General features: G+C 72.0%; 20 protein-coding genes. 8 read left to right on the top strand and 12 right to left on the bottom strand.

Features of this window, described 5'->3' with window-relative positions:
• Positions 1–118: 118 nt before the first annotated feature.
• Genes O3X23_RS13950 through O3X23_RS13940 form a run of 3 tightly spaced genes read left to right on the top strand, consistent with a single transcriptional unit; the run spans position 119 to position 3071 of the window.
• Positions 119–889 (top strand): (Fe-S)-binding protein, encoded by a 771-nt coding sequence (locus tag O3X23_RS13950; protein ID WP_269271650.1) that lies wholly within the window; start codon positions 119–121, stop codon positions 887–889.
• Positions 886–2361: a lactate utilization protein B gene (locus O3X23_RS13945; protein WP_269271649.1), complete on the top strand. Its 1476-nt coding sequence runs from the start codon at positions 886–888 to the stop codon at positions 2359–2361. The genes O3X23_RS13950 and O3X23_RS13945 overlap by 4 nt, the downstream gene beginning before the upstream one ends.
• Positions 2358–3071 carry a LutC/YkgG family protein gene (locus O3X23_RS13940; protein WP_269271648.1) on the top strand — a complete coding sequence of 238 codons (714 nt, stop codon included), beginning with the start codon at positions 2358–2360 and terminating at the stop codon, positions 3069–3071. The genes O3X23_RS13945 and O3X23_RS13940 overlap by 4 nt, the downstream gene beginning before the upstream one ends.
• A 36-nt stretch (positions 3072–3107) precedes the next feature.
• On the opposite strand, the gene O3X23_RS13935 is transcribed toward O3X23_RS13940, so the two are convergent.
• Positions 3108–3494: a hypothetical protein gene (locus tag O3X23_RS13935; protein WP_269271647.1), complete on the bottom strand. Its 387-nt coding sequence runs from the start codon at positions 3492–3494 to the stop codon at positions 3108–3110.
• Between the two features lie 108 nt (positions 3495–3602).
• Positions 3603–5420, bottom strand: a complete 1818-nt coding sequence (locus O3X23_RS13930; protein ID WP_269271646.1) for an ABC transporter ATP-binding protein — start codon at positions 5418–5420, stop codon at positions 3603–3605.
• Between the two features lie 157 nt (positions 5421–5577).
• Here O3X23_RS13930 and O3X23_RS13925 point away from each other — a divergent pair, with 157 nt between their 5' ends.
• Complete coding sequence (locus O3X23_RS13925) at positions 5578–6078, top strand: MarR family winged helix-turn-helix transcriptional regulator (RefSeq protein WP_269271645.1); 501 nt, start codon at positions 5578–5580, stop codon at positions 6076–6078.
• A gap of 54 nt (positions 6079–6132) precedes the next feature.
• Here the strand turns inward: O3X23_RS13925 and mscL are convergent, their stop codons facing one another.
• From mscL to O3X23_RS13910, 3 genes are all read right to left on the bottom strand, one after another.
• A complete protein-coding gene (gene mscL / locus O3X23_RS13920) occupies positions 6133–6579 on the bottom strand; it encodes a large conductance mechanosensitive channel protein MscL (RefSeq protein WP_269271644.1) in 447 nt (148 codons plus the stop codon).
• A 74-nt stretch (positions 6580–6653) separates the two neighbouring features.
• Positions 6654–8423 carry a carbohydrate-binding module family 20 domain-containing protein gene (locus O3X23_RS13915; RefSeq protein WP_269271643.1) on the bottom strand — a complete coding sequence of 590 codons (1770 nt, stop codon included), beginning with the start codon at positions 8421–8423 and terminating at the stop codon, positions 6654–6656.
• Positions 8424–8582: 159 nt separating this feature from the next.
• Positions 8583–10247 (bottom strand): peptide-N4-asparagine amidase, encoded by a 1665-nt coding sequence (locus O3X23_RS13910; RefSeq protein ID WP_443047845.1) that lies wholly within the window; start codon positions 10245–10247, stop codon positions 8583–8585.
• Positions 10248–10452: 205 nt separating this feature from the next.
• On the opposite strand from O3X23_RS13910, the gene O3X23_RS13905 reads away from it, so the two are divergent.
• Together O3X23_RS13905 and O3X23_RS13900 are read left to right on the top strand one after the other, a co-directional pair.
• Positions 10453–12303, top strand: a complete 1851-nt coding sequence (locus O3X23_RS13905) for an ABC transporter transmembrane domain-containing protein (protein WP_269271642.1) — start codon at positions 10453–10455, stop codon at positions 12301–12303.
• Positions 12300–14081, top strand: a complete 1782-nt coding sequence (locus O3X23_RS13900; protein WP_269271641.1) for an ABC transporter ATP-binding protein — start codon at positions 12300–12302, stop codon at positions 14079–14081. Before O3X23_RS13905 ends, O3X23_RS13900 begins: the two co-directional genes overlap by 4 nt.
• 77 nt (positions 14082–14158) lie before the next feature.
• Here O3X23_RS13900 and O3X23_RS13895 read toward each other — a convergent pair whose 3' ends face one another.
• A complete protein-coding gene (locus O3X23_RS13895; RefSeq protein ID WP_269271640.1) occupies positions 14159–14953 on the bottom strand; it encodes a metal-dependent hydrolase in 795 nt (264 codons plus the stop codon).
• Positions 14954–15086: 133 nt separating this feature from the next.
• Between O3X23_RS13895 and O3X23_RS13890 the strand changes: the two genes are divergently transcribed.
• Entirely contained in the window at positions 15087–17600 is a 2514-nt protein-coding gene (locus tag O3X23_RS13890; RefSeq protein ID WP_269271639.1) for a DEAD/DEAH box helicase, read from the top strand.
• Between the two features lie 25 nt (positions 17601–17625).
• Positions 17626–18492 carry an acyl-CoA thioesterase II gene (gene tesB / locus O3X23_RS13885; RefSeq protein ID WP_269271638.1) on the top strand — a complete coding sequence of 289 codons (867 nt, stop codon included), beginning with the start codon at positions 17626–17628 and terminating at the stop codon, positions 18490–18492.
• Between the two features lie 33 nt (positions 18493–18525).
• Here the strand turns inward: tesB and O3X23_RS13880 are convergent, their stop codons facing one another.
• The 6 genes from O3X23_RS13880 to O3X23_RS13855 form a co-directional block, all read right to left on the bottom strand.
• On the bottom strand, positions 18526–19533 hold the full coding sequence (locus tag O3X23_RS13880; RefSeq protein WP_269271637.1) for a DUF6397 family protein: 1008 nt from the start codon (positions 19531–19533) through the stop codon (positions 18526–18528).
• A 136-nt stretch (positions 19534–19669) separates the two neighbouring features.
• A complete protein-coding gene (locus tag O3X23_RS13875; RefSeq protein ID WP_269271636.1) occupies positions 19670–20074 on the bottom strand; it encodes a roadblock/LC7 domain-containing protein in 405 nt (134 codons plus the stop codon).
• A 165-nt stretch (positions 20075–20239) separates the two neighbouring features.
• On the bottom strand, positions 20240–20848 hold the full coding sequence (locus tag O3X23_RS13870; protein ID WP_269271635.1) for a GTP-binding protein: 609 nt from the start codon (positions 20846–20848) through the stop codon (positions 20240–20242).
• Positions 20829–21212, bottom strand: a complete 384-nt coding sequence (locus O3X23_RS13865) for a DUF742 domain-containing protein (RefSeq protein WP_269271634.1) — start codon at positions 21210–21212, stop codon at positions 20829–20831. Before O3X23_RS13865 ends, O3X23_RS13870 begins: the two co-directional genes overlap by 20 nt.
• A 6-nt stretch (positions 21213–21218) precedes the next feature.
• The gene (locus O3X23_RS13860; RefSeq protein WP_269271633.1) at positions 21219–21638 is read right to left on the bottom strand and encodes a roadblock/LC7 domain-containing protein; all 420 of its coding nucleotides are present in this window, start codon (positions 21636–21638) and stop codon (positions 21219–21221) included.
• Positions 21635–24055: a sensor histidine kinase gene (locus O3X23_RS13855; protein ID WP_269271735.1), complete on the bottom strand. Its 2421-nt coding sequence runs from the start codon at positions 24053–24055 to the stop codon at positions 21635–21637. Before O3X23_RS13855 ends, O3X23_RS13860 begins: the two co-directional genes overlap by 4 nt.
• Positions 24056–24364: the final 309 nt, after the last annotated feature.

Below are 24364 nucleotides of genomic sequence, written 5' to 3'. Positions count from 1 at the left end.
TCCCCCGCACCCTCGCCGCGCCCGGTCCAGGGGCGCGGCGAGGGTGCTGGAGCAGGACTCCTCAGAAAACATCCGATGTCTGCTTCCCACTGATCCCGCGCTGCGGCAGTATGAGCGCATGCGCGTAGCCCTCTTCGTCACCTGTGTGAACGACATGCTCTACCCGGACACCGGGCGGGCCACCGTGGCGCTGCTCGAACGGCTGGGCGTGGACGTCGACTTTCCGCCGGCGCAGACCTGCTGCGGGCAGCCCCAGTTCAACACCGGCTACCGGCACGAGACCGAGCCGCTGGTGCACCGGTACGCGGCCGCTTTCGAGGGCTACGACCACATCGTGACCCCGTCCGGGTCCTGCGCGGCGATGGTCCGCGAGAACTATCCGCGGATCGGGGCGAAGGCCGCCGCGGAGGGGCGCGGCGACGCTCTCGCGGAAGCGGCCGCGTCGGTGGTGCCCAGGACGTACGAACTCACGGAGTTCCTGGTGGACGTGTTGCGGGTGACCGACGTCGGGGCGTACTTCCCGCACTCGGTCGCCTACCACCCCACCTGCCACGGGCTGCGGGTGCTGGGGCTCGGGCGGCGTCCGCTCGCGCTGCTGGAGAAGGTCGGGGGCCTGGAGCTGCGGGAGTTGGAGGGCGCGGAGGAGTGCTGCGGCTTCGGCGGCACCTTCGCCGTCAAGAACCCCGCGGTGTCCGGCGCCATGGGCGCGGACAAGACCCGGCACATCGCCGCCACCGGGGCTTCCACCGTCTGCACCGTCGACAACTCGTGCCTGATGCACATCGGCGGCACGCTGGCCCGGGAGGGCTCGCCGGTCCGGCCCCTGCACATCGCCGAGATCCTTGCCTCGACCAAGGAACACCCCTATTCGAGGGAAGAGGTCCGATGAACGGCACCTATCTCGGAATGCCGGCCTTCCCGGAGGCGGCCGAGAAGTCCACCCAGGACACCCAACTGCGCGGCAACCTGCGGCACGCGACGCACACCATCCGCGCCAAGCGCGCCGTGGCGGTCGCCGAGCTGGACGACTGGCCGCAGCTGCGGGCCGCCGGGGCCGCCGTCAAGGACCGCACCCTGCGCCATCTCGACCACTACCTGGAGCAGTTGGAGGCTGCGGTCACGGCCGCGGGCGGCGTGGTCCACTGGGCGGCCGACGCCGGGGAGGCCAACCGGATCGTGACGGACCTCGTCCGCGCCACCGGCGAGACCGAGGTCGTCAAGGTCAAGTCGATGGCCACCCAGGAGATCGGGCTCAACGAGGCCCTCGCCGAGGCCGGCATCCACGCCTACGAGACGGATCTCGCCGAACTGATCGTGCAGCTCGGCGACGACCTCCCCTCGCACATCCTGGTCCCCGCGATCCACAAGAACCGGTCCGAGATCCGCGACATCTTCACCGAGCGGATGGGCGACTGGGGCCGGGCGGCCCCCGACGGATTGACCGACGAGCCCGCCGACCTCGCCGACGCGGCCCGGCTGCACCTGCGGGAGAAGTTCCTGCGGGCCAAGGTCGCCATCTCCGGCGCCAACTTCATGGTCGCCGAGACCGGCACCCTCGTCGTCCTGGAGTCCGAGGGGAACGGCCGCATGTGCCTGACCCTGCCCGAGACCCTCATCTCGGTCGTCGGCATCGAGAAGACCATCCCCACCTGGCAGGACCTGGAGATCTACCTCCAGACCCTGCCCCGCTCCTCGACGGCCGAGCGAATGAACCCGTACACCTCGACCTGGACCGGCACCACGGAGGGCGACGGACCGCAGACGTTCCACCTGGTGCTGCTCGACAACGGCCGCACCGACACCCTCGCCGACACCGTCGGCCGCCAGGCGCTGCGCTGCATCCGCTGCTCCGCCTGCCTGAACGTCTGCCCGGTCTACGAGCGGGCCGGCGGCCACGCCTACGGCTCGGCCTACCCCGGCCCCATCGGCGCCATCCTCACCCCGCAACTGCGCGGTACCGCCTCCGCGCTGGACGCCTCGCTGCCGTACGCGTCGACGCTGTGCGGCGCCTGCTACGAGGTCTGTCCGGTCGCGATCGACATCCCCGAGGTCCTGGTCCACCTGCGGGAACGGGTGGTCGAGGGCGGGGCGGTGACGCTGCGGGGCACCCGGGCCGTCATCAAACCGGCCAAGGGGCACGCCGCCGAGCGGGCCGCGATGCGCGCCGCCCGCTGGACGCTCGACCACCCGGCCGCGCTCCGCGCCGGCCAGCGGCTGGCAGCCCGCACCCGGCGGCTCCACCCCGCACGGCTGCCGGGGCCCGGACGTGCCTGGTCCGCCACCCGCGAGCTGCCGGCCGTGCCCGCCGAATCGTTCCGTGCCTGGTGGCAGCGCACCCGGGGAGAGGGAGAGACCTCATGAGCCGACCGAGCCCCGACCATGCGGCCCATGGAGCCGATGGGGCCCTCGATCCTCCGGCCGGCGCGAGCAGCCGGGAGCGGGTCCTCGGACGGATCCGCCGCGCGCTGGCCGATGTGCCCCGCGACGAGCTGCCCGGCAGCGTGCCGCTGGACCGCGACTACCTGCGGGTGCACGGGACCCGGACCCCGCAGGAGACCGCCGACCTGCTGGCCGTCCACCTCGCGGACTACCGCGCGCTGGTGCACCGGTGCCCGGCCGCCGGGCTCCCGGCGCTGATCGCCGCGCTGCTCGCCGAGCGCGGCGCCCGCTCCGCCGTCGTCCCCGACGGCCTGCCCGACGGCTGGCTCGCCGCCGCCACCGGGGTGGAGCTCGTCGCGGACACCCTCGCCCTGACGGCGCGTGAACTCGACGCGGTCGACAGCGTGGTGACCGGTTGCGCGGTGGCCGTCGCCGAGACCGGCACCATCGTGCTGGACGGTTCCGGGGGGCAGGGCCGGCGCCGCATCACGCTCGTGCCGGACCACCACATCTGCGTGGTCCTGGCGCCCGGCCAGATCGTCGACTCGATCCCCCAGGCGATGGAACGCCTCGACCCCGCCCGTCCGCTGACCTGGATCTCCGGCCCCTCCGCCACCAGCGACATCGAGCTCGACCGGGTCGAGGGCGTGCACGGCCCGCGGACGCTGGAAGTGATCCTGGTCGACGGGTGACGGGGACGGAGGACCAACCGCGTGCGGCTCGGGGGGTCAGCCCTGGCGGCGCGGCGTCTGCTGACGGCTGACCCGCAGCGCCCACAGCACCAGCGGAACCTGGACCGGCAGCCGCACCAGGGCCGCGGTCCGCAGCGGCGCGGGTCGGTGGCGCCAGTCGTAGGCCATCTTCACGTTGGCCGGGAAGACGGCGGTGAGCAGCCCCGCCGCGAGCAGAGCGCCGACCCGGCGGGTGGCGGGCACCGCGACGGCGCCGGCCACCGCGAGTTCCACCACCGCGCTGCCGTAGGTCCAGGTGCGCGGGGTGCCCGGCAGGGCGCGCGGGATCGTCGCGTCGAACGCCTTCGGGAGCAGGACGTGGGCCGCCGCGCCGCCGGCGAGGAGCCCGACGAGGAGTCGGGCGGAGCGCTCGTGGGAAGCCAACGCGGGTACCTCCGGTGGATGGGCGACAGGTGGTGTCGGGCGGTCGTCGCCACCCGTGGGTCGCCGCTACCTTACCGGTGAGTCATTCCCGGGGTGAGCCCCCCTCGATCAAGCGGACTTGGCGTATTCGGAGGCCGACATCCGCTCGTCGCGGCGGACCAGTGCCGCGTAACGGCCGTCGCGTGCCAGCAGTTCGTGGTGGTTGCCGCGTTCGACGATCCGGCCCGCGTCGAGGACCACGATCTCGTCGGCGTCGCGGACGGTGGAGAGCCGGTGGGCGATGGTGATGGTGGTGCGGCCGGCCGACAGCGCGTCGATGGCTTCCTGGACGGCCTGTTCCGTGCGGGTGTCGAGCGCGCTGGTGGCCTCGTCGAGGATGAGGACCGGCGGGTCGCGCAGGATGGTGCGCGCGATGGCCAGCCGCTGCTTCTCGCCACCGGAGAAGCGGTAGCCGCGTTCGCCGACGAGGGTGTCGTACCCGTCGGGGAGGCCGGCGATGTGGTCGTGGATCTGGGCGGCCTTCGCCGCGGCGACGATGTCCTCGTCGGTGGCGTCGGGCTTGGCGAAGCGCAGGTTCTCGGCTACCGAGGCGTGGAACAGGTAGGTCTCCTGGGCGACGACGCCGACCGTTTCGGCCAGCGTGTCGAAGGCGAGGTCGCGGACGTCGGCGCCGTCGATCGTCACCCGGCCGCCCGTCACGTCGTACAGCCGGGGCACCAGGTAGCTGAGCGTGCTCTTGCCGGAACCCGTCGACCCGACGATGGCCAGGCTGCCGCCGGCCGGCACGGCGAGGTCGATGCCGTGCAGCGTGCGGGGGGCGCCGGAGGGGTCGTACGAGAAGTCGACGTGCTCGAAGCGGACGTCGCCGCGGGCGCGGTCCATGCGGACCGGGTCGGCGCGTTCGGTGATGTCGACGGGCAGGTCGAGGTATTCGAAGATGCGCTGGAAGAGCGCGAGCGAGGTCTGCACCTGGACACCGGTCGACAGCAGGCTGACGGTCGGGCGGAACAGGCCCTGCTGGAGCGACACGAAGGCGACGAGGGTGCCGATGGAGAGGGCGGGCCCGCCGTTGGTCATGGTCAGTCCCGCGGCCCAGTACAGCAGCGCGGGCATGGCGGCCATGACGATGCCGATGGTGGACATCCGCCAGCGCCCGGCCATGTTGGAGCGCACCTCGAGGTCGACCAGCCGCTCGGACTCCTCGGAGAAGGAGCGGGCCAGCGAGTCGGAGCGGCCCATGGTGCGGCCGAGCAGGATGCCGCTGACGGAGAGCGACTCGGTCACGATGGCCGACATGGAGGCCATCTGCTTCTGCCGCTGGGTGGTGATCTTCTTGCGCTCACGGCCGACCCGGCGGCTGATCCACACGAAGACCGGGAGCAGCAGCAGCGAGACGATCGTCAGCCGCCAGTCCAGGGCCAGCATCGCGACCACGGAGGCGATGACGGCGGTGAGGTTGGAGACCAGCGAGGTCGCGGTGGACGTCACGGTCGCCTGCATGCCGCCGATGTCGTTGGCGATGCGGGACTGCACCTCGCCGGTGCGGGTCCTGGTGAAGAAGGCGAGCGACATGCGCTGCAGCTGCTCGTAGACCGAGGTGCGCAGGTCGTGCATGACGCGCTGGCCGACAGTGGTCGATATCAGGGTCTGGAGCACGCCGAAGACGCTGGTGACGACGGCGGTGGCGATCATGCCGAGGGCGAGCAGGCTGAGCAGCCCGGTGCGGCCCTGCGGGATCGCGGTGTCCAGGATCGCCTTGAGCAGGAAGGGCGAGGCGACCGAGACGAGGGAGGAGAGCGCGACCAGCACGCCCACGACGGCGAGCCGGGCGCGGTAGGGACGGAAGAGCCGCACGATGCGGCGTACGTCGGTGGGTGCGTTCGGGTCTTTGGGCGGTGGCGTCCACCGGGTCTTGTCGGGGTGCAAAGGGCTCCTTGGGAGGCTGCTGAGGGGTTCTGGCCGCCGGCGGGGCCGGCGGTGTCGGAGCAGTACCCGCACAGGACCGCCGGGCCGGACCGACTTTAGGAGTGTAAGTCATTGTTACCTATGTTCACAATGACTTACATCCTGATATCCTTGGGCCATGGATCCCCGCACCACCACCGCGACCGAACCCGCTGCCGAGTCCGCGGCGGAGTTCGCCGCCGCCGAGACCACCGGCCGCCTCGCCGACCAGCTGCTCCAGCTGACCAAGCGGCTCCACCGCGCCCAGCGCCGGCACCTCGAACCGCTCGGCATCACCCCGGCCCAGTCCCGGCTGCTGCGGACCGTGGCGCACAGCGAGGAACCGCCGCGGATGGCGGACCTGGCGCAGCGCCTGGATGTCGTGCCACGCGCGGTGACCACGCTGGTCGACGCGCTGGAGGCGCACGACCTGGTGCGCAGGGTCCCCGACCCGGCCAGCCGCCGGGTGATCCGTATCGAGCTGACGGAGGCGGGCGGCGCGACACTGCACCGCCTGCGGCTGGCCCGCCGGGCCGCCGCCGAGGATCTCCTCGCCCCGCTGGACTCCGCGCAGCGCGAGGCGCTGACCGCGCTGCTCGCCGCCCTGGACGCGACGGCGCCCCCTCGGCAGCGCTGCTGAAGCGCGCCCGAGGGGGCGTCGTGGTGGCTCGTCCGGGCACCCGGGTGGCGAACGTTACTGCGAGGTCGTCACGTGGTGCGCGGCGCCGTTCTCGGAGGGCGCCTGCTGGACCTGGGCGGTGCAGGCGCTGCACCGGCGGGCGGCCTGGGGTATCGGCGTCAGGCACTCCGGGCACTCACGCATCGGAGCCGCCGCGGCCTTGGGGAAGAACCGCTCCTGCATCCGGTTCATCGGCAGGATGACCAGGAAGTAGATCACCGAGGCGACGATCACGAAGCTGATCGCCGCGTCGATGAAGGCACCGTACGGGAACGTCACTCCCGAGACCGTGAACGCCTTGCGCGTGTAGTCGCCCGAAGCACCCGACATGAGACCGACAATCGGGGTCAGGAACGCTTTGACGAAGCCGCTGACCAGCGCGGTGAACGCCGCACCGACCACGATGCCGACTGCGAGTTCGACGACGTTGCCACGCAGCAGGAACGTGCGAAAGCCCTTCATAACTCAGGAAATCCCCTCTGTGAGCACGAACTGGAATGTGCCAGTCTCCCCTGCTCCGGGCCGCCCGCCCACCATCACCCGCGCCAGTTGTCGCTGAGTGACACCTTTCCGCTCGCGGGCACCGTGGCGGTGCGGTTGGCCCCGGTCTCCCAGGTCGCGTTCCCCGAGGCGTCCTTGCGTACGTACTTGTACTCGAAGGACGTGCCCGCGCCCAGCGCGAGGTCGAGCTTCCACACCGGGTAGGCGGCCGACGACAGGAGCAGCGCCTTGCCGGTGTCCCAGTTGCCGAGGGAGGCGTTGTTGCCGGTGACGTAGATGTTCTGGCCGGATGTCGTGGTGGCGTTCACCGCGAAGGACGCGCCGGAGGCCGGGGTGGTCCCCCCGCCGTCGGCACAGCTCGCCCCGACGTAGAGCGCCACCGCTTCGTTGGAGCCGATGGTGGCCGTGAACCTGCCGTCGGAGCCGACGGTGTAGCGGCTGCCGGAGTGCTGGACGTCGCAGTAGCTGCCCGCCGGCAGGGAGGTGGTGTACGTCTGCGTGAGCGCGGCGCCCTCGTGATTGATCGCGACGAAGCCCTTGCCGCCGCGGCCGAACGCGATGGCGTTGTTGCCGTTGGACCACCAGTTGGTCACCGCGGTACCGGAGACGGCGTTGCGGAAGCCGACCATGCCGGTGATCTGCGGCCAGGCGTGCTGGCACTTCCATCCGTCGGTGTAGCAGGCGTTGACGGTGCCGCTGTTGGGCGGGCCGGAGTCGTTGTCCGAGAACTCGTAGCCGGAGTAGACGTTCGGCGATCCGTAGGGCCAGGCCAGCAGGTAGACGTTGGCGAGGGTGTAGGTGGCGCCCGCCTTGTAGTTGAGGGTCGAGCCGTTGCGCTCGGTGTCCCAGTTGTCGGTGAAGGTCCGGGCACTGGCGCTGGGCAGGTAGCCCCAGGAGGCGCCCCAGTTGCTCAGGTACGACAGCTTCTCGCTGGTGAAGATCCGCTTGAGGTCGGTGGCGGCGCGGAACTCGTCCACGTCCCCGGTGCCGGTGTACTCGCCCGGCTGCACCGCCTCCCCCGCACCGTAGATGGCCTCCTGCGCCCAGTAGATGCCGGGGTTGCTGAGCTTGGACTTGATGGCGGCGAGGTCGCCCGCCGCGATGTGCTTCGCCGCGTCGATCCGGAAGCCGTCGGCGCCCAGCGCGATCAGGTTGTTGAGGTAGCCGGCGATCGTGGAACGGACGTAGTCGCTGCCGGTGTTCAGGTCCGAGAGCCCGACGAGCTCGCAGTTCTGGACGTTGCTCCGGTCGGCGTAGTTGGTGATGTTGCTGCGGCAGGAGTGGAAGTCCTGGTCCTGGTAGTAGCCGGGGTAGTTGTACTTCGAGTAGTTGGTGCCCCCGGTCCCGGTGCCGGAGCCGGCCGCCATGTGGTTGATCACCGCGTCGGCGATCACCTTGACACCCGCGGCGTGGCAGGTGTCCGCCATGTGCTTGAACGCGGTGCTGTCACCGAGCCGTCCGGCGATCTTGTAGCTGACCGGCTGGTACGAGGTCCACCACTGGCTCCCCTGGATCTGCTCCTGGGCCGGGGAGACCTCCACGAAGCCGTAGCCGGCCGGACCGAGCGTGTCGGTACAGGCCTTGGCGACGGAGTCGAAACGCCACTCGAAGAGGGTGGCGGTGACGTCCTTGCCGCCCGGCGGTGACGCCTGCGCCGGCTGCTGGACGGCGAGGGTGAGACCGGTGACGGCGAGCAGCGCGGCAAGTGTGCCGTGCAGGGCCCGGGACCCGCGGAAGGTCCGGGGGGCGCGGGGTGTTCGGGGGCTGCACGATGTTCGGGGTGCCCGGGGTGTGCGGGATCGCATGAGCGGCTCCTCCGTTGTACGGGCACAGCTGTGCCCTCGAAGGCAGCCCGCGCCAAGCCGCCGGGTGGGGGGTGCGGAACCCCGCGTCCCACGGGGTTCCGCCAGGAGCTTCCCGCCGTGGCCGTGAGCACGTCAAGAGATCAGTAGAAATAATTTCAACTACTTGCTGAAAACTCTTTCAAACGTGCGGTCCTCCGTCAGCGCCCCCTGCGCGGTGGCGATCCGGCGGTCGTAGCGGACGCCGGGACCGAGAATTCGGTAGCGCTCGGACGACGTGCCGGTGGCGTGCCGCTGCTCGCGCGGCACATTGAGGGTGAAGGACGCGTCGCCCCGGTAGACGTCGTCCACCAGCGACCGGCTCAGCGTCCGGCCACCGCGGGCGACGACGGTGTCTGCGCTGTCGCCGAGCGACATCACGGTACGCAGCCGGTCGGCCGCGCCGACCGACGTACGGCCGTCCATCGTGTAGGCGCGGCGCACCGTCGTGTCGGTGGCCGGGCCGCGGCCGGCCGTGGTCACTGTCGCATCGTCGGTCCACCGGGCGGTGAGCGCGTCGGTGCTCTCGTCGGCGTTCCACCGGTGGGTGGAGGTGGCGGACAGCGCGCGGCGGACGGTGGTGGCGACGCGGCCGTGCGACGTGTCGACATAGCCGGCGACCGTCAGGTCGTGGCCGCCGGTCGCGTCCAGGGCGCGTTCGTCACCGGGCCGGTAGGAGGTCGAGGTGGCCGGGTCGCCCTCCCGGTGCGCGGTCAGCGCGCCCTTGACCTGCGAGCGGTGCTTGTCCTGCCAGACCAGCACGTTCGTCGGCACGTTCCAGCCGCTCTGCCCTTCGGGCACGCCCAGCACCGAGACCTCGACGCGGTGCGCCTTCCCGTCGTTGAGCAGGCCGGCGTACGGCGTCAGGTCGTACTGGACGGGCTTGACGTCGAAGGCCTGCGGGCCCGGGATCACGTACCAGAGGAAGGGGTTGGACCAGCCGCCGGTCCACACGGTCGGGAACGGTGCGGCGATCCCGGCCAGTTGACCGTCCACACGCAGCTGCACCTCCCGGTAGGGGCCGCCGGCCTGGCAGGAGTACGGCACCTCGGCGGGCACGGCCAGGTACCAGAACTCCTCGCAGCCGCCGCCCGACCCGGTGGCGTACACCTCGGCGACGATCCGCTCGCTGTTGCGCGGTGTGGTGAGGTCACCGACGAGCGCCGTGCCCTCGCTGTGCGAGCCGGCCAGGGTGAGCACCTGGTCGGGCGCGGCTCCCGCCGGATCGCCGCCGCCGGCTCCGCGCGCCGGGTAGAAGGTCAGCGAGACCCTGACGTCGATCACGCCGGTGTACGTGTCGTTGACGACGTTGCCGATGAGCATCTCGACGGGCTGCCGGCCCCGCAGCGTGGCCGCGTACCGCGTGACGTCCTTCTCGACCTTCCAGGTGATCCCCTCGGGAGACGGCTCGGGCGTCGAGGTGGTCAGTACCTCCACGCCGCCGATCCGCAGATATCCCAGCCGGTCGTACTGCCGCCCGGCGACCTTGCCGTCCAGCCGCAGGACGACCTTGCTCCAGCGGTCACCGCAGCCGCGCGGCGGGCTGTACGTGCTCGTGTACGGCGTGAAGTCCCGGAACTGCGCCGACACGATCTGCGTGGTGCAGGAAGGACCGCCGGGGGTGGCGATGGGCGGGGCGGCCGTCAGGGGGTCGTGCCAGTCGGTGCCGAACTCGGCCGGTGGTGCGGTGGTGGCCGCGGCGGCCGGGCCCGCGAAGAGCGCGAACCCCACTGCCGCGGCGAGCGCCGCGAGTATCCGTCTTCCCACGCGGTGGTGCCTCCTCGTCATGCGATGGCGTTGAATGACAGCGCACAGCTTGGCCCGGTCGCGCGCCGGGCGACAGACCGCGTCCGCACGCCGCCGGCCCGGCGGACGACCCTGGCGCAATACCGCCCTATTCCGGGCGCAGCGGCAGTAACAGGTTGACCCGGCACGTGCCGGGCCGCGAACCTTGTACGTCTTCTCACTCCATTCCAGAACCTCTCGGGACGTCATGTCGCTTCGCCAACTCCCCTTTCAGGACCCCGGTGTCCCCGACGTCAGATCGGGGTTCCGCTTCCTGCTCTGGCTGGAGAGACGTCAGCTGCGCGGGCAGCTCACCGCCGCCGCGTGGGGCACTTTGCTGATGGCGTCCGTCGCGCTGTTCCCGGCTGCCGTCGGCCTGGCCGTACAGGCGGTCGTCGACCATTCGGGCCGCCGGCTGGCGCTGGCGGGCGGGCTGATGCTGCTGCTCGGCGGGCTCAGCGCGCTCGGCGACACCATGCTGCACCGCACGGCGGTGGCCAACTGGATCACCGCCGCCGCCCGCGTCCAGCAGTTGCTGAGCCGTAAGACCGTCGAGCTGGGCTCGGTGCTCACCCGGCAGGTCGCGGCGGGCGAGATCGTCACCGTCGGCGCGGGCGACGTCGAGAAGATCGGCTGGTTCGTGGAGGCGTTCGCCCGCTTCACGTCCGCCTTCCTCGCCACCATCGGCATCGCGGTGGCACTGGCCTTCTACCAGCCGGAACTCGGCCTCATGGTGGCCGCCGCCATCCCCGTCCTCGCACTCGCGGTGCTGCCGCTGCTGCCTGCGGCGACCAAGCGCGCCGACGTGCAGCGGGAGAAGGCGGGCAAGGCCACGGAGCTGGCGTCCGACACCGTCGCGGGTCTTCGGGTGCTGCGCGGTATCGGCGGCGAGGACCTCTTCCTCGACCGGTACCGCAAGGCCTCGCAGGAGGTCCGGACGGCCGCGGTGCACAGTGCCCGGATGTGGGCGCTGATCAGCGCCCTGCAGGTGGTCCTGCCGGGGCTGCTGCTGGTGGGCGTGGCCTGGTACGGGGCCGTCCTCGCACTGGACGGCCGGATCTCGGTCGGCGAGCTGGTCACCGTGTACGGAACCGTCGCCTTCCTGATGTTCCCTTTGAGGCACTTCGAGGAGATTGCGATGGCATGGTCCTTCTCGCGCCCCTCGGCCAAGCGCGCGGCGCGGGTGCTGGCGCTGGTGCGGAGCGCGGAACCGGGCCCGGCCCCCGCGTCCGCTGCGGCTCCTTCCGGTGACCTGTACGACCCGGAGACCGGGCTGCTCGCTCCCGCCGGACTGCTGACCGCGGTCGTGTGCGGGGACCCGGACGCGGCCGGGCGGCTCGCCGACCGGCTCGGCGGGCACAGCCCGGACCGGGTGGCCGGCCAGTCCTCGGTCCTGCTGGGCGGCACGGCTCTCGACGAGCTGCCGCTGGCGGCGGCGCGCGCCTCCGTGCTGGTGCAGGACAAGGACCCCGTGCTGCTCTCCGGCACGCTGCACGAACTGCTCGACGTACCGTCCTCCGGCAACGTTTCCGCCACGGACGCGCTGGCGGCCGCCCAGTGCGGGGACGTCCTGCAGGCGCTCGCCCAGGCCTCGGTGGACGACTCCGGTGATCCGATGCAGACCCGGATCACCGAGCGTGGACGCTCGCTGTCCGGCGGGCAGCGCCAGCGGCTGGCCCTGGCCAGATCCCTGGTCGCGGACCCGGAGGTCCTGGTACTGGACGAGCCGACATCGGCCGTCGACTCGCACACCGAGGCCCGGATCGCCCGCGGCCTCAAGGGGATCAGGGCGGACCGCACCACGGTGGTGTTCACCTCGAGCCCGCTGCTGCTCGACCACTGCGACCTGGTGGTCTTCATCACCGACGGATCGGTGGCAGCCACCGGCACCCACCACGAGCTGCTGCGCGCGGACCAGCGGTACCGCGAGGTGGTCACCCGCGAGACCGAGGAACCGGCCGCTGTGATCGCCGCTGTCACGACCGGCCTTTCGGCCGAAGGCCCGTCCGTGGTCCCCGCCGGGGCCGGGGAAAACACCAGGATCGAGGAATCCGCATGATCGGCGTGAAGCCGCCGGAGCACGATCCGGACGCGCCGCAGCAGACGACGACGCTGCCGGTCGGTTCGCCGGCCACCGTACGCACCTACGTGACCGAGCTGGCCCGGCGCCACCGCGGCGCCTTCATCCTGCTCGTCGCCGTCAACACCGTCGCCGTGGTCGCCTCCATGGTCGGGCCGTACCTGCTGGGACAGCTGGTCGAGGACCTGTCGGCCGGACGCCGGGAGCTGCATCTGGAGCTCACGGTCGGGCTCTTCCTCACCGCGCTCGCCGTACAGGCCGGATTCGTCCGGCTGGTGCGGCTGCGCGGTGCGATCCTCGGCGAGCGGATGCTCGCCGACCTGCGCGAGGACTTCCTCGTCCGGTCCGTCGGGCTGCCGCCCGGTGTGCTGGAGCGGGCCGGCACCGGCGATCTGCTGTCCCGGATCACCACCGACATCGACCGGCTCTCGAACGCCATGCGCGAGGCCGTGCCGCAACTGGCCATCGCCGTGGTGTGGGCCGCGCTGCTGCTCGGCGCGCTCGCCGTCACCTCTCCCCCGCTGGCGCTGTCGGTACTGGTCGCACTGCCGCTGCTGCTCGTCGGCTGCCGCTGGTACTTCCGGCGCGCACCCGCCGGCTACCGCTCCGAGGCCGCCGGCTACGCGGCCGTCGCCGCCGCGCTCGCCGAGTCGGTCGACGCCGGCCGGACCATCGAGGCGCACGGGCTGGGCGCCCGCCGGATCAAGGAGTCCGACGAGCGGATCAGGACCTGGGTCGGCTGGGAGCGCTACACGATGTGGCTGCGCAGCGTGCTCTTCCCGGTGATCAACCTGACGCACACCCTGATCCTGGCGTCGGTGCTGATGATCGGCGGGACCTTCGCGCTGCACGGCTGGGTATCGGTCGGCGAACTGACCACCGGGGCGCTCTACGCGCAGATGCTCGTCGATCCCGTCAACCTGATCCTGCGCTGGTACGACGAGCTGCAGGTGGCCCAGGTCTCGCTGGCCCGGCTGGTCGGGGTCCGCGAGGTCGAGGAGCACCGGTCGGACGAGCGGATCGTCCCGGACGGCCGCGACATGCACGCAGACGAGGTGCGCTTCGGCTACCGGGCGGGCAGCGACGTGCTGCACGGGGTGTCGCTGCGGCTGCGGCCGGGCACCCGGCTGGCGCTGGTCGGGCCCTCGGGGGCGGGCAAGTCCACCCTCGGGCGGCTGCTCGCCGGGATCTACGCACCGCGTACCGGTGAGGTGACCCTCGGCGGGGCGGAGCTGGCCCGGATGCCGGCCGAGCAGGTACGGCGGCATGTGGCGCTGGTCAACCAGGAGCACCACGTCTTCGTCGGCTCGCTGCGGGACAACCTGCGGCTGGCCCGGTCCGGGGCCGACGATCCCGAGCTGTGGGACGCGCTGGTCGCGGTGGACGCCGACGGCTGGGCGCGGGCGCTGGACGACGGGCTGGGCACCGAGGTCGGCTCCGGCGGCTCCACGCTCACCCCGGCCCAGGCCCAGCAGGTCGCCCTGGCGCGCCTGGTGCTCGCCGATCCGCACACCCTCGTACTGGACGAGGCGACCTCGCTGCTCGACCCGCGGGCCGCCCGGCATCTGGAGCGCTCGCTGGCGCGGGTGCTGGAGGGCCGGACCGTGATCGCCATCGCGCACCGGCTGCACACCGCGCACGACGCGGATGTCATCGCGGTCGTCGAGGAGGGCCGGATCAGCGAGCTCGGCAGCCACGACCAGCTGGTCGAGGCGGACGGGGCGTACGCGGCCCTGTGGCGCTCCTGGCACGGCTAGCCCGCGCCGCCCGCGGCTTGCCGTCCCCGCGTGCCGTGCCTGCCGCCCTTTCGGCGGCGGGCACGGAACGGGGGGCGTCAGCCCAGGATGCCCAGGGCGCCCAGCGCCCCGACGCCGCCCAGGATGAAGAACGCCGGGGTGAGCACCTTGATCTCGACCCAGCTGCCGGCCCGGAACCGCATGAACTTCGGCGGCCCCATCGGGTACCAGCGCTTGCGGCCGATCGGGATGGGCCACAGCACCGGGCAGCCGGACACGGTCAGGGCGTCGCCGATGCAGTGCACGAGCGAGCCCAGCACGATCGGGATCCCGATCCACAGGTAGTGCTGGCCGGGCTCGGTGAAGAGCCAGTCCTTGCCGTTGCCCGGGTCGTCCAGGACATCGGCCAGCATCCAGGCAGCCGTCGCCCCGAGCAGCCAGACCAGCACATCGCTGGAGGCCCGGGCCTGGCGCCACAGCAGCCCTTCGACGGCCAGCACCATGTGGACGAAGAGGATGCCGAGCACCGCCCAGCGCCCGCCGAACAGCGCGGCCGCCGAACACCCGCCGCCGATCAGGACCGCCCACAGCCAGGTGTGCGTCAGCGTGCGGTGCCCACCGGTCCGGCGCGGGTCGCCCTTCATACGGGTGGCCTTGTACGTCGCGTACGACAGCTTGTCGATGATCTCGCACAAGGCTCTGGAGATGGGCCCGAAAGCGCGCGATATGGTCGCCGCCTTGTGGTCCAGGTCCGGAGCGAGAGCGGCTCCGGCGCAGATCAGGGCGCCGACGACCAGCGTCGGCCATGGCATGGGATGGTCGAGCGCGGCCGCGCCCGCTCCCACCCCCAGCCATGCCGCCGCTCCGGAAAGTGAATGTGCCGGTCCCATCATGTGTGGTGCCCCGCCCCTTTCTGCCCGCCCGCAGGCGGAGTTGACGCCCAGTCGACGGCACACCATACCTTTGGTGATCTTCGGTATTTCCGCCGGTTCCGCCGCAGGGCCCGAAGCCAGGCAAGATGGTGGGGTGACCCTTATTGATCAGCTGCCTTCCGAGGCCGACCCCGATGCCCTGTACGAAGCCTTCTCGACCTGGACGGAGAGCCAGGGCATCACGCTCTACCCCGCCCAGGAGGAAGCGCTGATCGAGGTCGTCTCCGGGGCGAACGTGATCCTGTCGACCCCGACCGGCTCCGGCAAGAGCCTGGTCGCGGCGGGGGCACACTTCGCCGCGCTGGCGAAGGACCAGGTCACCTTCTACACCGCTCCCATCAAGGCCCTGGTGTCGGAAAAGTTCTTCGACCTCTGCAAGCTCTTCGGCACCGAGAACGTCGGCATGCTGACCGGCGACGCCTCCGTCAACCCGGACGCACCGGTCATCTGCTGCACGGCCGAGGTGCTCGCCTCGATAGCGCTGCGGGACGGCCGGAACGCCGACGTCGGCCAGGTCGTCATGGACGAGTTCCACTTCTACGCCGAACCGGACCGCGGCTGGGCCTGGCAGATCCCGCTGCTGGAGCTTCCGCAGGCCCAGTTCGTGCTGATGTCCGCGACCCTCGGCGACATGTCCCGCTTCGAGGAGGACCTCACCCGCCGCACGGGACGCCCGACGACCGTCGTGCGGTCGGCGACCCGGCCGGTGCCGCTCTCCTACGAGTACGTGGTGACGCCGCTGACGGAAACGCTGACGGAGCTGCTGGAGACCCGGCAGTCGCCCGTCTACATCGTGCACTTCACCCAGGCGGCGGCCGTCGAGCGGGCGCAGGCGCTGATGAGCATCAACATGTGCACGCGCGCCGAGAAGGACGCCATCGCCGAGCTGATCGGCAGTTTCCGCTTCACCACCACGTTCGGCCGCAACCTCTCCCGGTTCGTCCGGCACGGCATCGGCGTGCACCACGCCGGCATGCTGCCGAAGTACCGGCGCCTGGTGGAGAAGCTCGCGCAGGCGGGTCTGCTGAAGGTCATCTGCGGTACGGACACGCTCGGTGTCGGTGTCAACGTGCCGATCAGGACCGTTCTCTTCACCGCCCTGACGAAGTACGACGGCACGCGGGTCCGCACCCTGCGGGCCAGGGAGTTCCACCAGATCGCCGGACGGGCCGGCCGCGCCGGGTTCGACACCGCCGGATTCGTCGTCGCGCAGGCCCCCGAGCACGTCATCGAGAACAAGAAGGCCGTCGCCAAGGCGGGGGACGACCCGAAGAAGCTCCGCAAGGTGGTCAGGAAGAAGGCCCCCGAGGGCTTCGTCAACTGGTCCGACGCGACCTTCGAGAAGCTGATCGCCTCCGACCCCGAGCCGCTCACCTCGCGTTTCCGGGTCACCCACACCATGCTGCTCTCGGTGATCGCCCGGCCGGGCAACGCCTTCGAAGCGATGCGGCACCTGCTGGAGGACAACCACGAGTCGCGCCGCAACCAGCTGCGGCACATCCGGCGGGCCATCGCCATCTTCCGTTCCCTCGAGGCGGGCGGCGTCGTGGAGCGGCTGGCGGAGCCGGACGCGGAGGGCCGCATCGTCCGGCTCACCGTCGACCTCCAGTCGGACTTCGCGCTGAATCAGCCGCTGTCCACGTTCGCGCTGGCCTCCTTCGAACTGCTCGACAAGGAGTCGCCGTCGTACGCCCTGGACATGGTCTCCGTCGTCGAGTCCACGCTCGACGACCCCCGGCAGATCCTGGCCGCGCAGCAGAACAAGGCGCGCGGCGAGGCGATCGGGCTGATGAAGGCCGACGGGGTCGAGTACGAGGAGCGGATGGAGCGGCTGCAGGACGTCAGCTACCCCAAGCCGCTGGAGGAACTGCTCTCCCACGCCTACAACGTCTACCGGCAGAGCCACCCGTGGGTCGGTGACCACCCGCTGTCCCCCAAGTCGATCGTGCGCGACATGTACGAGCGCGCCATGACGTTCTCCGAGTTCACCTCGCACTATGAACTGGCCCGCACCGAGGGGATCGTGCTGCGCTACCTCGCCGGCGCGTACAAGGCCCTGGAGCACACCGTCCCGGACGACCTCAAGTCCGAGGACCTCCAGGACCTGACCGCGTGGCTCGGCGAACTGGTGCGCCAGGTCGACTCCAGCCTGCTGGACGAGTGGGAGCAGCTCGCCAACCCCGAGGTCGAGACGGCCGAGCAGGCCGCCGAGCGGGCCGACCAGGTCAAGCCGGTCACCGCCAATGCCCGCGCCTTCCGGGTGCTGGTGCGCAACGCCATGTTCCGCAGGGTGGAGCTGGCCGCGCTGGAGAAGTACAACTCGCTGGCCGAGCTGGACGCCGAGTCCGGCTGGGACGCCGACGCGTGGGCGGAGGCGATGGACGCGTACTGGGACGAGTACGACGACCTGGGCACCGGCCCGGACGCCCGCGGCCCGAAGCTGCTGCAGATCGAGGAGCAGCCGGAGCACTCGCTCTGGCGGGTCCGCCAGACCTTCGCGGACCCCAACGGCGACCATGGCTGGGGTATCTCCGCCGAGGTCGATCTGGCAGCCTCCGACGAAGAGGGCCGGGCGGTCATCCGCGTGACGACCGTCGGCGAAATGTGACCGGGCACGACACGAAGGAGTTCCGATGACCAACCCCGCCGAACGGCTGGTGGATCTGCTCGACCTGGAACGGATCGAGGAGAACATCTTCCGCGGCCGCAGCCCCGAGGAGCGGCTGCAGCGCGTGTTCGGCGGGCAGGTCGCGGGCCAGGCGCTCGTCGCGGCCGGCCGCACCACGGACGGCGAGCGGCCGGTGCACTCGCTGCACGCGTACTTCCTGCGGCCCGGCCGCCCCGGCGTGCCGATCGTGTACCAGGTCGAACGGGTCCGCGACGGCCGGTCGTTCACCACCCGGCGGGTGGTGGCGATCCAGCAGGGTCGCACGATCTTCAATCTGACCGCCTCCTTCCATCAGTCGGAACCGGGTTTCGAGCACCAGATCCCGATGCCGGAGGTGCCCGAGCCCGAGAGCCTGCCGAAGCTGGGCGACGAGCTGCGCGAACACCTGGGGGTACTGCCGGAGTCGCTGGAGCGGATGGCCCGCCGCCAGCCGTTCGACATCCGCTACGTCGAGCGGTTGCGCTGGACGCCCGAGGAGATCGAGGGCGCCGAGCCGCGCAGCGCGGTGTGGATGCGCGCGGTGGGACCGCTGGGTGACGATCCGCTGGTGCACACCTGCGCGCTCACCTACGCGAGCGACATGATGCTGCTCGACGCGGTACGGGTACCGATCGAACCGCTGTGGGGCCCGCGCGGCTTCGACATGGCCTCGCTGGACCACGCCATGTGGTTCCACCGCCCGTTCCGCACCGACGAGTGGTTCCTCTACGAGCAGGAGTCCCCGATCGCGACGGGCGCCCGCGGGCTGGCCCGCGGCCAGATCTACGACCGCTCGGGCCGGCTGCTGGTCTCCGTGATGCAGGAAGGGCTCTTCCGCAAGATCGGCGGCTGACCGCCGCCCCGCCCGGCGGCCGCCCGCTCCTGTTCACTCACGCCGGAACAGCTTCTTGCGGCGGCGGGTCCCCGCGCAGTCCCCCGGCGGCCGCAGCCGCCACCCCCGCCGCGGATGCGACGCGGACTCCGGCTCCACGCGCGGCGTCGGTTCGTGCTCCAGCTCCACGACGGGGGCCGAGCGCGGCTCCGGCTCAACCGCGGGATCCGGGCGGGGTGCCGGGCGGCTCCGGCGGGCGCGGTCGAGGGCCTCGGCCAGGGAGAGTCGGGCCAGGGCGATCTCGTCCGGATGGTCCGCGGTGATCGTCTGATCGATCAGTTCACGGGAGGCGAACTCCCCGGGCCTGCCCGGTGGCAGACCCGCCCGCAACCTGCGCAAGTAGGCCCTTTCGTACAGATCCGGCACCACCTCGGCCGCGCCGTCGGTGCCGAGCAGCGCCGCCCAGACCGCCGCCTCCTCCCAGGCGTCGGCCGCGTCCCGCACCAGGTGCCCAACGCGGCGGGCCCGCCAGCTGCGCGCCCGGTGGTCCGCGCCGTCGTCCAGGGCGCCACGCAGCGTTACGGGCAGCCTGCTCTGCAGCACCTCGGGATGATCACGGGCGTACTGCCCGACCTCGTCGGCCGGATACATCCAGACGACGGCCCGGTAGCGGTTGACGTACCAGCGGACCGGCCGGATGAGGCCGCCTTTCGCCAGCTTCACGAAGCGGTCGCGGCTGATGCCGATGAGCTCCGCCCCATCGACGCTGCCGACCACCCGCAGCCGGTCCCGCAGTGCCTGCGGGAAGCCCTCGGCCGCCCGTAGCCGGTCGACTTCGTCGCGCAGGACACGCCTTCGGCCGTGCCCGGCCGGAACGGCACGGACCTCTCCGAGCTGGATCGCCAGCTCGAACTCGCCCGGTTCCAGTTCCAGTTCTTCCCTGGCCCGGTTCATCCCGAGCGCTTCACCCGGCTCCCCGACCGATGCGACCGATGCGGCCGATTCCTTCTCGACGCAGGCCGCGTCGACCACACCGACCGCGAGTGACTCCCGTACCGCCATGACTACCCCCACCGCCTCGACTACTGACAGTGACGAATCTAGCGCAGCCCGGTGCCCCTCCCCTCCAGCCTGTGGATAACCCTGCCGCAGCCACCACAGCCACCACGACAACTACAAAGGCAACCGCAACCGAGCCTCAGGAAGAGGTCGTCCCGGGCTGCCGGGGCGCGACCCCGAGATGCTCGCCGACCCGGTGCACCAGCAGCGTCATCTCGTAGGCGACCTGACCGACGTCCGCCTCCATGCCGCTCAGCACCGACAGGCAACTGCCGTCACCGGCCGCGGTCACAAAGAGGTAGCCCTCGTCGAACTCCACCATCGTCTGCCGTACCGCGCCGACCCCGAACTGCCGGCCCGCGCCCTTCGCGAGGCTGTGGAACCCGGACGAAACGGCCGCCAGGTGCTCGGCCGTCGGGCGGTCCAGACTGCCGCTGGCCCCGGTCACCAGGCCGTCGTTGGACAGCACGAGCGCGTGCTGCACGTGCGGTACCCGCTCCGTCAGGTCGTCCAACAGCCATGCGAGTCCATTGCCCACCGTCATTCCCGGCCTCCCCGTATCGACTGCGGTACGAGACTGTCCTGAACAGCGCGCTACGGCAAGTCCCCATCGGGTCACGACCGGTATCGGATCCCGGCGCGAGGACCCCGAGGACCCCCAGGGGACGGGCCGGTCCCCCAGGGGCGGCCGGACCCGGCGGCGCCCCCGTCAGCCGACCCGTCGCAGCTGCCGCTCCGCGTGCATCCGCTGGGCGTGCTCGACCAGGGCGATGAGCACGTCCTTGCCGGATTCCCGGTCCCGGGCGTCGCACAGCACGACCGGCGTCCCCTCCGTCAGGTCCAGGGCCCGTGAGACGTCCTCGGGCCGGTAGGAGCGCGCGCCGGAGAAACAGTTGACGCCGATCGCGAAGGGGATGCCGCGGTGCTCGAAGAAGTCGACGGCGGGGAAGCAGTCCTCCAGCCGGCGTGTGTCGGCCAGCACGACGGCGCCCAGCGCGCCGTGGGACAGCTCGTCCCACAGGAACCAGAACCGGTCCTGGCCGGGGGTGCCGAAGAGGTAGAGCGACAGCCCGGCCCTGATCGTGATCCGTCCGAAGTCCATGGCGACCGTGGTGGTGGTCTTGCGTTCCACCCCTCCGGTGTCGTCGACTCCCCTGCCCGCCTCGCTGAGCGACTCCTCGGTACGCAGTGGCCGGATCTCGCTGACGGCTCCCACCATGGTGGTCTTGCCGACCCCGAAGCCGCCCGCGACCAAGATCTTCAACGCCAGGGCGGGCTCATCACGCCGGCCCGGTTGCTCAGAGCGCACGAAGTCCATCGATCACCTCTCGCAGAATGTCCTCGCCGGGAAGTTCGGCGGGTGCCACCGGCCGGCGCACCCGGACCCACCCCAGCGTCAGCAGGTCGCCCAGCAGGACGCGTACGACGCCCACGGGCAGGTCGGAGTCGGCCGCGATCTCCGCGACGGACAGTGGATCGGCCTTGCAGAGGGCGAGGATCGTCCCGTGCTCCGGCGTCAGACCCGGGTCGCCGGCGGCGCCGGGCTCCGCGCCCGGTTCCGCGACGACCTGCGCTATCAGGTCGAGATGCGCGCTGCCACCGTCTCCTCGGGTGCGGCCGCCGGTCAGGGCGTAGGGGCGGACCATCGGGCCCGCCTCGTCGTCGTACCAGCGGCCGTCCATCCGGTCTCATCCGCCTGCCGTGGTGTCGGAGTCCGGCCGGACGGGCGTCCGCAGATGCTCCCCGACCTGTTTGACGAGCCGGGCCATCTCGTAGGCGACCAGCCCGACATCGGCCGCGGTGGTCGCGAAGACCGCCAGGCAGGACCCCTCGCCTGCGGCAGCCACGAAGAGGAACCCGCCGTCGAGTTCGACCATGGTCTGCCGTACGTCCCCGGCGGCGAAGTGCCGGCCGGCGCCCTTGGCGAGGCTGTGGAAGCCGGACGCGACCGCCGCCAGGTGCTCGGCGTCCTCCCGGCTCAGCGCCTGTGAGGCGCCCACCGCCAGGCCGTCGTTGGACAGGACCACGGCGTGCCGCACCCCGACCACCCGGTCCGTCAGCTCGTCCAGCAGCCAGTCCAGCCGGCCGGACCGGTTCGCGTCGATCATGCCGGGTCTCCCTCGTTCGACGCCGGGCGGCCGGCCGGACGGCCACCGCCGCGCGCCCAACCGCCGCGGTACGCGGTCATGATGGCGCGGATCTGCTCAGGGGTACGCCCGCCCGCGTCCTGCGACTCATCGTCCGGTCCGTTCCCCGGCAGCGGGCTGCTCCGATCCGGGGCCGGCCGTTCCAGCAGTTGCGGGGCGAGGTGCGCCTTCCGCACCCGGCGGGGCAGGTCGTCGCCGCCGCCCGGGGTGGCGTTCGCCGCCGGGCCGGACGCGCCGCTCGCCCGTGGACCCCCCGCGCCGTTCGCCCGTGGACCGGCGGTGCCGTTCGTCCGTGGATCCGGCGCGGCGTTCGCCGGTGGACCCGCGGTGCCGTTCGTCCCCGGTCCCGCCGCGCCGGGTGGCTCAGCGGCTGGCTGGCCCGGACGTGGGGGGCCGGCGGGCGAGGCGGCGGACGCGCGGCCCGCCGCCGCGAGCGGCCGGACGACCACCGGGTCCTCGCGGTGGGCACGCTGGGCGCGGTTGCGCTCGGCGGCCCTGCGGGCCGGAGCCGGGTCGGGGACGTAGCGCTCCATCAGCGCGGTGGGCAGCAGCACCACGGCCGTCGTCCCGCCGTACGGGGACGGGCGCAGCGAGACCCGGACGTCGTGCCGGGCGGAGAGCCTGCTGACCACGAACAGCCCGAGCCGGTCGCTGTCGAACAGGTCCAGCGCCTGGGCGCGCGCGATCCGCCGGTTGGCCTCGTCGAGCACCCCGCCGCCCATGCCCAGACCGCGGTCCTCGACCTCCAGCACATAGCCGTTGCCGACCTGTTCTCCACTGATCCGCACCTTGGTGTGCGGTGGCGAGAACTGGGTGGCGTTCTCCACGAGTTCGGCGATCAGGTGGGTGAGGTCGGCGACCGCGCCGCCGATGACGGCGGCCTGCGGCAGGCCCCGTACCTCGACGCGCGCGTAGTCCTCCACCTCGGCGACCGCGGCGCGCACCACGTTCTGCAGCAGCACCGGCCGGCGCCAGGCCCGGCCCGGGGCCGCGCCCGACAGGATGATCAGGCCCTCGGCGTGCCGGCGCATCCGGGTGGTGAGGTGGTCGAGCCGGAACAGGTCCTCCAGCTCGCCGGGGTCCTCCGTACGCCGCTCCATGCTGTCCAGCAGCGCGAGTTGGCGGTGGACGAGGACCTGGCTGCGGCGCGCGAGGTTGACGAAGACCCCCGTGACGCCGCTCAGCAGCTCGGCGCGTTCGACGGCGGCGGTGAGGGCCGCGCGGTGGACGGTGCGCAGCGCCTCGCCGACCTGGCCGATCTCGTCCGCGCCGTGGGTGCCCTGCGGCGCCTCGGCGTCCAGGTCGATCTCCTCCCCCGCGCGCAGCCGGCGCATGGCGGATGGCAGCTTGCGGCGGGCGAGTTCCAGCGCGGAGTTGCGCAGTTCGACGAGTTCGGTGACCAGGGCGCGCCCGATCCGCACCGAGACGATGAGGGAGACGACGACGGCGAGCAGGCCGAGCAGGACCGCCGCACCGGAGGTGCTCATCAGGCCGCCGAGCACCGGGTCGGTGCCGGACGAACCGGTGGCAGCCGAGCCGCCCGCCGGGATGTCGATGGCGTGCAGTCCGCCGATGACCGCTTCGGAGGCCGCCGTCCAGGTGCTCGCCGGCGCGGCGGCCGCCGCGCGCGGGCCGGGATCGGCGCGCAGCACGCCGTCCTCCACGCCGAGCACCGTGCCGTACGGTGCGGAGCCGGCGAGTTTCTCCCAGGCCGCGCGACTCCTACCCTCCAGGTCGTGGGCGGACGCGGCGAGCAGCAGCCGCCGGGTCTGCACGGCGCCGGTGAAGTCGCGGTAGCGCGGACCGTCCAGGGTTCCGGTGAGCTGTGCGACGGAGAGCAGGGCGTCCTCGCGGGCGAGCATCTCGCCCGCCCTGCCGAACTCCAGGGCGACGCGGCTGCCGGAGGTCAGGACCGGATCGGAACCGGCGGTCAGCACGCCGATGGCGGAGAAGGCGTTCTCGACCGCGTCGCAGTAGCCGCGGTACGTCTCGTCCCAGCCGGCGCCGCGGGCCGTGACCCGCGCCCGCAGCGCGCGCAGCCCGGTCACGCCGTCCAGGAACGTCCGCAGGCGGGGTGCGACGTCCGGCGGCAGCCCGATGCCGTCGGCGATCGTGTGGGTACTCCCCTGCCGCAGGGCGCCGGCCGCCCGGTCGGTGGCGGCGGCGGCGCTGTCGAGTTGCGCCGCGCGGGCCGTGGTCGGAGCGGCCAGGTACAGAGCGGCGGCGCGGCGTTCGGCCTGCAGGGCGGTGACGGAGACGGCGACGGGACCGCTGAGCTCCTGTTCGACCTGCTGCGTCCGCAGCCGGCCGGAGACGTCCTGGGCGGCGTTGACGGCGGCGAAGGCCCACAGCGCCATCAAGGAGACGACGGGCACCATGAGGATGGAGACGATCTTCGCCCGTACCGTCCTCGGCCGCAGCACGAGCCTCCGGGCCAACCGCGACCAGGAAAGCGAGCCTGACCCCGATCCCGATCCTGACCCCGGTCCTCGGGGGCCACCGTTCCCGCCGGGGAGGTCCGCATCGGCAGACGCGTCCGGACCAACCGCAGCGTCCGCGCCGCCGTGACCTGTGCTCGACAACCCCGAGGACCCCGACGACCCCGAGAACCCCGAGGACTCCGAGGCCGCCAGCGCCAGCGGCGACATCCGCTCGTCGGCGGGCCGACCGGCATGCGCGCGGCGACC

Origin of the sequence: Streptomyces sp. H39-S7, from assembly GCF_027158205.1 — a bacterium.
Taxonomy (GTDB): domain Bacteria; phylum Actinomycetota; class Actinomycetes; order Streptomycetales; family Streptomycetaceae; genus Actinacidiphila.
Note: the sequence above shows the minus strand (reverse complement) of the source record. Positions and strands in the feature narration are given on the sequence as shown.